Origin of the sequence: Shewanella sp. FDAARGOS_354 (assembly GCF_002209245.2) — a bacterium.
In the GTDB taxonomy this organism is placed as follows: domain Bacteria; phylum Pseudomonadota; class Gammaproteobacteria; order Enterobacterales; family Shewanellaceae; genus Shewanella; species Shewanella xiamenensis.
Map to the genome: position 1 here is coordinate 3,367,460 of NZ_CP022089.2, position 11,462 is coordinate 3,378,921.

Consider the following 11,462-nt stretch of genomic DNA (forward strand, 5'->3'; position numbering starts at 1 on the left):
TCTCATAGTATCCTTTCAGAATGAACTACAGCTTCCAGTTGCAGATAAATAGCTATACTTAGATAGGTTGCGCCACAAGTCGTTACAAGCTGCAACATACGTAAAGGGCGCCACCTAAATGTTATGAGTAGTAAAAAATAGTTCTCATTTCGTCTATCCTACGATAATTTTAAAAAAGAAATGCCCGAACACTTCGTAGGAAATATCCGAATAGCTATCTAGTATTTCCTACAAGAGCTTACAAAGGATAAAATCTGTACATAATGGTTATGGAGTTTTATTTATGAAGAAAAAAATATTAATTGTTGATGATCATCCGGTTGTAATCTTGGCATTGAAAATTATTCTTGAGCAAAATAACTTTAATATTATTGGTGAGACTAATAATGGCGTCGATGCTCTCAGGTTAATTAAAGAACTATCACCAGATGCTGTTATTTTAGATATAGGAATTCCACAACTTGATGGACTGGAAGTAATTGATAGATCACGAAGATTAAATAATAATCCACCTATATTAGTATTAACCGCACAACCATCAGAGCACTTTGTTTCTCGCTGTATTCAAGCGGGAGCATCTGGTTTTGTTTCAAAACAAAAAGATTTAACAGAAGTAACAGGTGCATTAAAAGCAATTCTTTCAGGGCACTCCTACTTTCCAATATTGGCAAATAGCAATGTGATATCAAAGTCTAGTCAGGATGAAGCCGAACTAATTAAAAAACTCTCAACTAGAGAAATGGTTGTATTGCAACAACTCGCAACAGGGTTATCTAATAAAGAAATTGCTGATAGGATGTTGCTTAGTAATAAAACCATCAGCACTTATAAGACTAGACTTTTAGAAAAACTAAACGCTAAAACACTAGTAGACATAATAGAAATTGCGAAGAGACATAATTTATCATGAAAATTGCGACTATAATAAATCCAATTATTATAATAGCCATCACTATATTATCTTTTCACAAATCAACTGCACACACACTCGATAGTGATACTTTTTTACTGAAGGGACATCCGAATCTAGAAGCTGAGAGTACAGCATTAACTAAATCCGAAGAAGAATACCTGAGAAAATTTAAAATCATAAGAATTGCAATAACTGAGCCTAATTTCCATCCCTATGATGTTGCTGACGATGAAAGTCAATACTATCAAGGGATTAGTGCAGATTTCTTACAGCTAATAAAAGACTCTCTCCATACACAGGTTGAAATTATCCGTTTTAAAGTCAGAGAAGACGCAATTAATGCAGTCAAAAATGGAGATGTGGACTTACTAACCACAGCAAATAGTTACGAAGAATATAAGGGGTTAAAGCTATCCATACCCTATATCTCAGATCGTCCAGCATTATTTAAAAATACGTCATTAAATGCTGAGGTCAAAACGATCTCAATGGCATATGATTACTTAGCAGATAAAGTTGTTAAAGAATACTTCCCGAATAAAACTATCATCAACTATCCAACAAAACAAGCAGCAGTTGCTGCTGCGGCTTTTGGGAAAACTGATGCTGTTATCATGGATTTATCTTCAGCAAATTACATGATAAATAACACATTTTACAAGAGGCTTCAGCTAGACGATTACTTACATATCGACTCAAAAGGCATTGCATTTGCAGCTAGTGATACCAATGATATGCTTCTAGAAATTTTTAATAAAGCGATAAAAACAATATCTAAAGATGAAAGCCGACTAATTCGTAAACCCGACTTTCCGCACCTGATTTAGGAATAAATTTGCCGATACCGTTCGCCTAACACGTCGAGAATGATCTGCTGGTCCACTGTGAGTCCTGTGACTTGAGGTGGCGCCTCTCCCAACTGGTACTCGTGCACCCCGCCAAAGCGTAAAAAAATCCACCGCGCAGTCGGTTTTTGCGTGGGTTTCTTTTTCATGTCCGCCACACTCCGGTTCTGCTCTACTAAGCCCTGCCGGATCCGGTGCTCCAGCGCCGCATAAATCATCAGGCTACAGGTCATCACCATCAGCAACGCTTCGATACGTTCCGGTTTTTTAAGATATAACGAGGAGGTTAAAAATTCGGGACTTTTCAGAAACCTAAAACCACGCTCGACATTCTGCTGGGCTTTATAGGTAGCCAACAGCTCAGCCATGGTGAGCGTTTCACTGTGATCATTGGTCGCGAGGATGAACACCCCTGTCTGGTTGCGCGCCTCAGCCACCCGCGCCAAGCTACTTGCGGCTAACCCCTTGATGTGAAATTGGTAGTTCACCGGCATTTCACCCTTTTGGGGCCTTCCGCGCCCTGCATAGATAGGTTCACTCACGACTTCTGCTTCTAGTTGCAGCAGATTTAAGCTGACAGCAAAACGGGCTAATTCAGCCTGCGCATCGGTCTCGCAGGCAAAACGCTGGGCACATAATTTGTTGAAGGCTTTCAGTTCACGCGTGCTGTCTTTCAGTAGGTTTTTGGCTAATGTTTGCTGCTCACGGTGGCTGGCCTGTTCGCTGCGCACCAGCAACCAACGCTGCGCGACGTCGGCATAATTGGCGCTTTGCCAACAGCCATGATAGCCATTGCCCAGCGCAACCAGCGACTGGGTGCCAATGGTTGCCACGGCTCGCTTGGCTTCATTGAGGGTGACAGGCACACGAGTCACGAACAACTGTTGCTGTTGTGCCAGTAGTTGCAAGGTGTCGGCGCAATACAGCGCCGCATCGCCGACCAGATAACGACTCTCCTGCGCGGCCTTGAGACTGCTCAAGTGGCGCCGTACCGTCTGGGCAAAGGCCTTGGTATCATTAATATTACCACTCAAGGCTTGCATGTAGATGGGCAGGCCGGCCTGATTTTCACAGATAAGCTCCAGGATAACCTGGTTTAGCTCTGGCCGATGGTCGCGGCTATAGCCCCGTACCAATTGCAACTTACCGAGCTGCTCGCCATCGGCTTGGTCATAGGCGCCATCGACGTGGAAGCTGGTGATATCGAGGTGTACTGCAGTACTTTTGAGCCCCAATCGTTCAACGACCTGCTCCGCCATCACCTGATAAAGCGTGCTGACATCGGCCTCAAAGAGGGCATCAAGGCAGCGGCCGAGCACATCATCATTGAGGTCATCGGCACAGATCCCCGGGCCAATCAGGCGTTCTACAGGCTTGTTGGCAAAGAATTGCGGGAACATGTGCAAGGTCGAACTATGAAAGCCAAGACCGTTCAGTATCATCGCCACCAACGCTTCACCATGTGAGACTTTGTAGGGCGGCGTTTTGGGTAGCACCGCATCAATCATGCGAGCAATGCCGAGTTCTTGGCAAAGTGCAGCGACCAAACCAAGGTGGTCGAGGTTACGGATAGAGATAGCGGGAGCGGCCATGATGAATTACCTGCAAAAGAGAGTAATAGATCAGAATGACCGATCGCCGTCAAGTTTTTTAAATCGAAAATTAGGTGCGGAATGACGGGTAAACGATGGAGTGGAGGTGGATATATTATTCCAGAAAAAAGCGAATTGCCTATATTTAATGAAGAAGAAAAAAACTGGATCAAAAGGAATGGAAAAATAAATGTTGTCTTTAACGAGTATATGGCTCCTCTATCCTATCTTAATAGTTCAGGACGTCCTGCAGGATACGCAATTGAGATCTTGGAGTTATTAAGATTATACTCTGGATTAGATATTGATTATACATCTTCAAAAGACTTTAATGAGCAGCAGGAACTAGTTTTAAAAAGCAAAACACCATATATCACCATATTAACACCAAATAAAAACAGAGCAATTTTTTTTGACTTCTCATCAGAATTTTCCAGCTCACCTTACATTATTGTCCAAAGGAAAAACAACGTTGAAATTAATGATCCGATAATAGCAATACCCCGTGATCATGCTATTGAAGAATATACTAGACAATATATTAAATTTAAAGAGATAAAGCTAACATCTAACTTTATCGAGGCTCTAGATACAGTAAAGAACAGTGAAGCTGATTACACCATTATACCATTAAATATTGCAGACTATTATAACCATGGCTATTTTGATGACATACTTGAAGTTAAAGAGTTGGTGGAGAAAATTCCGACTGCCGCGGCTAACTTTGCCGTGAAAAAGGAAGAGCACATACTGGTTGACATTATTAACAAAACATTACTTTCGATACCACCAAACGAACTACAAACTTTAGAAAATTACTGGAGAAGTAATTCTCTACCAGCAAAACAGACCTGGAAAGATTATCGTTACACAATTTATACCATTTTAATTTCATCACTAATTTTAATTTTAGTATCGATAGGTTGGACACTATACACTAGACAACACTATAGACAGCGGCTAAAAGCAACAAAAGCTCTTGATGGGCAATTATTATTTATGCAACAGATCGTTGATGCTATACCCTGAAGAATCCCCTGATGATTTACAAATAAATCATCAAATTAGGGTGGAAGCGCATCTTGTTGCATGATCAAATGGTTTCGCTAAAAACTACACTTGGACAACAAGATGCGCGAAGCCAATATCCTACAACATTCTTTACACCAATACTGCCCAGAACTTCACCTAAAACGATTAAACAGCTTGATGCTGGCCTCTAAGGCACTGATTGAATGTAAGACACTGACCTTGACTGAGTTAGGTCGAAATTTACCAACCACGGCCCGAACCAAGCACAACATCAAGCGCATTGATCGTTTGCTCGGCAACACGCATCTGCATCAAGAACGGTTAGCTGTCTACCAATGGCATGCCAGCCTCATCTGTTCTGGTAACCCTATGCCGATTGTGCTCGTCGATTGGTCAGACATCCGAGAGCATAAACGCATCATGGCTCTGCGCGCCTCAATAGCCTTCAATGGCCGCTCTATTACCCTGTATGAGAAGTCCTATCCCCTATCAGAACAATGCTCTAAGGCCTCCCACAACGGTTTTTTAGCGGACTTAGCCAAGATTTTACCTTTGCATGTTACCCCTCTCATCGTGACTGACGCGGGGTTCAAAGTGCCTTGGTACAAAGAGGTTGAGGCGCATGGTTGGTTTTGGCTAAGCCGTATTCGCGGTACAGTTCAATTTGCAGATATTGGCGCTGAAAATTGGCGTGCAGTTCGCAGTACACATGACTTGGCCAACGGTCAAGCGAAGAGCCTGGGTTGTAAGACTTTGACCAAAACTAACCCTATCAATTGCCATCTCACGCTTTATCGTAGCAAACCTAAGGGGCGTACAAATCAGCGTTCAACGAGGACTAATTGCCACCATCCATCGGCAAAAACGTACTCAACATCGGCGAAAGAGCCTTGGGTGTTAGCCAGCAATTTACCACCAGAATCTCGGAGCCCAAAGCAGCTGGTAAACCTGTACGCCAAACGTATGCAAATAGAGGAAACCTTTCGTGACCTCAAAAGCCCGGCATACGGCTTTGGCTTACGCCAAAGTCGTACCAACAGTCCAGAGCGATTCGACATCATCCTACTGATAGCGTTGATGGTTCAATGCCTGTTGTGGCTAGTTGGTTTACACGCACAGCAACAGGGCTGGGATAAGCATTTTCAGGCCAATACCATTGGGCATCGAACGGTACTCTCAACGATTCGCTTGGGATTGGAGGTACTCAGGCGGCCTGATTATCAAATCACGGAGAAAGAATTGCTGGCGGCCTGGGTATTATTCGCCAATCAGTTGCTCAAATATGGCTATGCTATGGCTGATTTATGAGGGGATCCTTCAGTGCTATACCACACCCCATCTATGTAAGAAATAAACGACGTGAACTTACTATGTGTAACGAAAGTTACCTTAGAACATTCAATTCTTCACGTGAAGAGTTATTGCAAAAAACAACTATAGAAGGAACTATTCGTGCTATTGAGGCACCTCTGGTTGATAAGGAATATATACAAGCTTTAGAGGATGGCATTCCCATATTTAAAGATAGAGAGTTACATATTGACGGAGTAAAATATAATATTTACCACTGGTTCAAATCCTATGGTGACGATGCTGGAAATATTGAAGGTATTATTGGCGGATGGATAGATGTTAGTGACCGAGTCAAATTAATTAAAGAGTTAGAAAATGCAAAAGAAGTTGCAGATACGGCAAGCCAAGCCAAAAGCACTTTCTTAGCGACTATGAGCCATGAAATCAGGACCCCAATGAATGCTATAATTGGCATGTTAGAGTTAGCGCTTAAGAGTCCAAATTTACCAGTTTCGGAACTAAACACGATTAAAGTAGCATACGACTCTGCAAACGGCTTACTTGAACTTATTGGCGACATTCTTGATATAGCACGCATTGAAGCAGGGCAATTAACATTATCTCCAGTAAGAACCAATTTAAAATCAATTGTTACTTCCGTGGTTCGGGTGTTTGAGGGATTAGCACATCAAAAAGGCTTATCACTAGAGCTTAACTTTGATACTCATATTAAAAATGATGTGCTAGTAGACCCAATGAGGATAAAGCAAATACTATCGAATTTAATCGGCAATTCAATTAAATTTACCGAAGTTGGCAGCGTAAAAATATCTGTCAGTTGTGCAAATCTAAGTAACAGCCAATGTTGCTTTATTTTCACGGTTATAGATACAGGCATAGGAATTTCACCGGAAGATCAGCTAAAACTCTTTATGCCATTTTCACAAGGTCATGAATCCCATAATAAATATGGAGGAACTGGATTAGGATTAATGATTTGTCGTTCATTGTGTGAAATGATGGGTGGAACATTAGAATTAAAAAGCCAGCTAAATTCAGGAACGGAGATTAGAATGGAGCTGAGATTAAATTTACTCGAAGAACTACCAAAAATAGTAGAAACACAGATAATAGATCATCATAAGGAAGAACAATCCTATAATATACTCATTGTGGACGATCACCCTGCAAATCGGTTATTACTTGCTCAGCAATTAAAATTTTTAGGTCATAATGTTATTGAATCTGACAATGGAAAATCTGCTATTGATCTTTTTAAAGAAAACGAAATTCAGTACATTATTACTGATTGCAATATGCCTGAGATGGACGGATATGAATTTTGCAAGAATATAAGAAATATTGAAAAACACTATAGTAACCGTCATTCCGCAGCTAATTCCAGAATTTAAATAGTGTGATCTGGCGATCAGCTTTTCATAAAAACTACGACACCATCTTGACCGCGATCGACAGTTTTGCTCTATTACTGCTATTTGACGGTCTCAAAATATGTCTACCCATCCTGTTATTAAACGCTTAGATCACCTTGGTCTCATTGCCGCCTTTTGTCACGAAATTGGCCTGCCACGGATGATAGATGCCGTTATCCCAAAATATTCTGACCACAATGTTTCTCATGGTGACGCGGTATTGGCCATGCTCCTAAATGGACTTGGCTTTCATAGCAGAACACTGCACATGTTCTCGGACTTTTTTAAGACCAAGCCTGTATCTAAGCTACTCGCCAAAGACATTGAAGCACACCACCTGACTGATGATGTACTAGGCCGCACATTAGATGCTCTATACGAAGCCGATGTCTCAGCGCTCTATCAGGTTATTGCTGAGCGTGTTGTTGATAAACTGGGCTTGACGACCGATTCTGTTCATCTTGATATCACTAGCTTCCACGTTGATGGTGAGTATGCACAAGATGAAAACACCAACGTGATTAAGCTTGTAAGAGGTTATAGTCGGGATCATAGGCCAGAGCTTAACCAAGTCGTGCTTGAACTCATCTGTGAAAACCAAGCAGGTATTCCTGTTTACATGCAAGCACTGAGTGGTAACACCAATGATGCCAAGGCATTCGCTGAAGTCACTAAAAGACACATACATTGCCTAAAAGCCGCGCAAAATAGTCGTTACTTTATCGCTGATGCCGCTTTGTACACCGAAGAAAGCATCTCCTCGCTAGATGAGCAAAATCAAAAATTCATTACCCGTGTCCCCATGACCATCAAGCTCGCAAAACAAGCACTACTTGCGCTAGAGCCAGAGCAATTAAGCACTATCGGTCATGGCTACTCAGGATGTTGGATAGACTCGGATTACGGAAAGGTCAATCAACGTTGGTTGCTCGTTCACAGTGAACAGGCCACCAAGCGGGAAGAAATCACTTTCTTCAAGAACTTAGAGAAAAACATAGCAAAAGAAATCAAAGCGTTGGAAAAGCTAAGTAAAAAACCATTCGCTTGTGAAGTTGACGCAGAATTAGCGTTTAACGATTTCAAGAAACAATGTGACTTACTTGGGTTTGAACAAGGCACTCTCATCAAACAGCCGACTTACTCTCATTCGGGCCGCCCAAAGACAGATGAAGCACCGACAGGATACCAATACTTTATCGAAGCCGCCCCCTTCACCGACCTAGAAAAAGTAAAACTGGCTAAGCTCAAAGTAGGCATGTTTATCCTCGCGACGAATGACACCGACAATGAAGCACTCACCATGGCGGCTCTTCTAGCACATTACAAATCGCAACAAAAAGTCGAGCGCGGCTTCCGTTTTCTAAAAAGCCCTGAGTTTTTAACCTCTTCCATCTTCTTGAAAAAGCCTGAGCGCATTGAAGCGTTGCTAATGATAATGACGTTGAGCTTGCTTGTTTACGCTAGTTTAGAACACAAAATCAGAGAACAACTCGCACAAACCGAAGCGTTCTTCCCAAGTATGGTAAAGAACAAGACGACCTCCAGACCGACGGCACGTTGGGTCTTCTTGCAATTCGAAGGCATAGATACGCTAGAGATTAACGGCCAAAGGTTCATCACTGGACTTCAAGATCACCAAACACAACTACTCAAATTACTCGGTAGATTCTATGAGGTAGTTTATTCCTAAATTAGCTGCGGAATGTCGGTAGTAAGATTGCTCCTATTATAATTGGCTATACTGCTAATGCTCAAAAAGAGGTTAAGGAAGCATGTTTAAAGGCAGGAATGAATAATTGTTTATTTAAACCTATTAGCTTACAAGAATTAAGTGATGCACTATTAATTCACAACCAAGTTTATAATAGTAATATTTCCGAGATCAGTTTTTCACCTGATGTTGTTAATAACCTAACTGGTAACAATAAAGAGCTGATTATAAAACTACTTACTGAACTTACTAAGAGTAATAAATCAGACAAAGAGACTTTAATCCAAGCTAAAAAAGGTATGGACTACCAAAGAATTAAAGATATTGCCCATAAAATTAAAGGCGCTGCAAGAATAATTGATGCGAAAAGACTTGTTGCATGTTGTGAAATCCTTGAGCAATCAAACCATAACTCACTTGAAAATGATTTCTTATTACTCATTGATACGCTAGAAAAATTAGACAATGAAATTTCAGATTACATAGAGAAAAACAATTCTATTGAATAATTTTACTAAAAAATTTAAGCCAAAAGAGCACTGATAGCCCTTTTGGCTAATTTATTAACTTAGTATGTCTCGAGTTTATAACACCATCATCATCAATGTAGTCAAACTTAATTTTAACATCTTTAGAATTTAACACTTTGTCTTGACTAACTATGTTAATAGATTTGCTAGAGAATGGCGACAAGGTTTCTGGATAAATTTCAACTTCATTAAAACCATCTGAAATCGAAACCTTACTATAAACAATAAAAAATGGTGAATCATTTTTTATTGTTAATTTATTATTATCAATAGAAAAATATTGTTTATCAAATCTTGTATCCTGCTGCATTTTTAATTTAATTGGCCTTAAAAATACTTTTATTTGTGTTCTTATGGTTAAAATCATCAATTGATTATCAGAACTAGATACATCGTTACCTGGCTGAGGCGGTATTTCATAAATGTTGAGCCAATACATTTCCTCCTGATCACGCTTTTCACTATGATTCAAATTGATTAATCGAATGCTCTTATGTTCTTCTTGAGAGAACTTTAACATCGCTGGTACTGCCATTATCGGTGCCCTAGTATTTTCTGGCGTAGCATTGATATCACCATCATCAACCCATAATTGAGTGATCACAGGAAAGTCGTTCGTATTTGCCAATGTTAACTGTTGTGCCTGCTCATTGTCATACATAACGACTCTGGTTTTATTGATGACTACGCCAGCGATACAGTTTGTGCTGACCAAGATGAAGCCAATAATAGCTATTTTACTGAACACGAATAAGTACTTGAGCCTGTGCATAATATTTACCTGCTGTAACAGTCTCACCTGGTATTTTGGTTAATTTGGCCGTATAGGTTTCGTGCAAAATAGTGACCTTATTAACCGGATCATAGTCAATATTTGTACCAATGAATTTGCGCCAACCATCCTTACTGGAGTCATATATTCCCGTTCCAAGATCTGGGTAGGTCTTAATCACAAATGGTTGCGTAAGACCGTCTTCACGTTCCAATATCACCCCAACCCCTTGTGCATAACCAGGACTCCCATAATTCTGGCTCAACAGATGACTCACCGCGGCTTGATCCGTTAGTCCCATAGCTTTAGCCCTATTAAAACTATTTGCATCAATCTTAAAGCCAACAGCAAAATTTCCAGCTTGGGTGCCCGAAACAAAATCTCCCTGACACCTGTAGCTCAATGACATATTGACGTTTACAGAGTGACCTTGTGCTAGTTCATTAATTGTTGCTGCTGGAAAAAGGACATAGGGAGCAACACTACTTACTGAGCAAGTTCCAGGAGTACGTCTTACTAGCATTTGTTGATAAAAACTAATATTGCCTGGCCATTGCGCGTACCAACCAGGATAATGCGATATATGGTCGATTCCCTCCGTGGGATGAGTTATTCCAGGGCCACCAAACGCGATATAACCCGCAGGTTGATTATAGGTATAAGCACTCTCGTATGGCCTATTAATAGCGCTGCTGCCACTAACACCTCTAACATCCCGGATCCTAAATAACTCTACCGTAATATCAGTGAAGTTTTTCGCTTTCACTAAAATACGCCCTTGTGCATCTCGGTCTAGTCCTGTCATTGCCCGCTTTTGCCATATACGCGAAAAATATTCACCACTCTGATTATTTTTAAGCCTCGCAACAACATTTTTTATGTATGTTGAATATCCTTTATCCACACCATCAGCAACACCATCTTCATACATACCACTATATGCATTGTCCGCATTTACCGAATAGTATTCAAAGATTTCATTCTCATCCGCTGCATCGCAACGAAACAGTACCTGTTCAGGATCATAACCTCCTCTTTGCCCGTAAGTAATAAACGGTACTATTGATGACGCTAACATGGTTCCATTAGGTTGGAATACGGTATCCGAAACATGCACTATGGGTAAATTGAGGTCACCACGATTAGGGTCATGTGCACCATCCCAAATTGCGGTTTTACCATACAGTGGATCTACATAGGCTCCATTGGTTGGACTAGTGGTAGTGGTAGAGATACGTTGACAGTTCGCATGCGCACCACTTGTGATTAATAGTCCCGAAGCCAACAAAAAAGTGACAGCAAACTTATAACGATTTTCGTTAGTTACACTCTTAAACATAT

10 protein-coding genes are annotated in these 11,462 nt (G+C 40.8%); 7 read left to right on the top strand and 3 right to left on the bottom strand.

The features are described 5' to 3' along the window. The first annotated feature begins 283 nt into the window (after nucleotides 1-283). On the top strand, nucleotides 284-910 hold the full coding sequence (locus tag CEQ32_RS15065) for a response regulator transcription factor (RefSeq protein WP_088586326.1): 627 nt from the start codon (nucleotides 284-286) through the stop codon (nucleotides 908-910). Next, nucleotides 907-1,740 (top strand): transporter substrate-binding domain-containing protein, encoded by an 834-nt coding sequence (locus CEQ32_RS15070; protein WP_088586327.1) that lies wholly within the window; start codon nucleotides 907-909, stop codon nucleotides 1,738-1,740. Before CEQ32_RS15065 ends, CEQ32_RS15070 begins: the two co-directional genes overlap by 4 nt. Here the strand turns inward: CEQ32_RS15070 and CEQ32_RS15075 are convergent. Then, complete coding sequence (locus tag CEQ32_RS15075; RefSeq protein WP_011715680.1) at nucleotides 1,737-3,350, bottom strand: IS1634-like element ISShes12 family transposase; 1,614 nt, start codon at nucleotides 3,348-3,350, stop codon at nucleotides 1,737-1,739. The two genes, CEQ32_RS15070 and CEQ32_RS15075, sit on opposite strands and share 4 nt — an antisense overlap. A gap of 81 nt (nucleotides 3,351-3,431) precedes the next feature. Here CEQ32_RS15075 and CEQ32_RS15080 point away from each other — a divergent pair, with 81 nt between their 5' ends. From CEQ32_RS15080 to CEQ32_RS15100, 5 genes are all read left to right on the top strand, one after another. Beyond that, nucleotides 3,432-4,379, top strand: coding sequence for a transporter substrate-binding domain-containing protein (locus CEQ32_RS15080; RefSeq protein WP_088586328.1), 948 nt, complete (start codon nucleotides 3,432-3,434; stop codon nucleotides 4,377-4,379). A 102-nt stretch (nucleotides 4,380-4,481) separates the two neighbouring features. After that, nucleotides 4,482-5,690, top strand: a complete 1,209-nt coding sequence (locus tag CEQ32_RS15085; protein ID WP_001206290.1) for an IS4-like element IS10A family transposase — start codon at nucleotides 4,482-4,484, stop codon at nucleotides 5,688-5,690. Nucleotides 5,691-5,803: 113 nt separating this feature from the next. Further along, complete coding sequence (locus tag CEQ32_RS15090; RefSeq protein WP_226871831.1) at nucleotides 5,804-7,087, top strand: ATP-binding protein; 1,284 nt, start codon at nucleotides 5,804-5,806, stop codon at nucleotides 7,085-7,087. Nucleotides 7,088-7,187: 100 nt separating this feature from the next. After that, entirely contained in the window at nucleotides 7,188-8,798 is a 1,611-nt protein-coding gene (locus tag CEQ32_RS15095) for an IS1634-like element ISSpu7 family transposase (RefSeq protein WP_011787758.1), read from the top strand. A gap of 98 nt (nucleotides 8,799-8,896) precedes the next feature. Further along, a complete protein-coding gene (locus tag CEQ32_RS15100; protein ID WP_088586330.1) occupies nucleotides 8,897-9,328 on the top strand; it encodes an Hpt domain-containing protein in 432 nt (143 codons plus the stop codon). A 46-nt stretch (nucleotides 9,329-9,374) separates the two neighbouring features. On the opposite strand, the gene CEQ32_RS15105 is transcribed toward CEQ32_RS15100, so the two are convergent. Beyond that, nucleotides 9,375-10,097, bottom strand: a complete 723-nt coding sequence (locus CEQ32_RS15105) for a molecular chaperone (RefSeq protein ID WP_192959127.1) — start codon at nucleotides 10,095-10,097, stop codon at nucleotides 9,375-9,377. Next, a complete protein-coding gene (locus tag CEQ32_RS15110; protein ID WP_088586332.1) occupies nucleotides 10,087-11,460 on the bottom strand; it encodes a fimbrial protein in 1,374 nt (457 codons plus the stop codon). Before CEQ32_RS15110 ends, CEQ32_RS15105 begins: the two co-directional genes overlap by 11 nt. Between the last annotated feature and the right edge of the window lie 2 nt (nucleotides 11,461-11,462).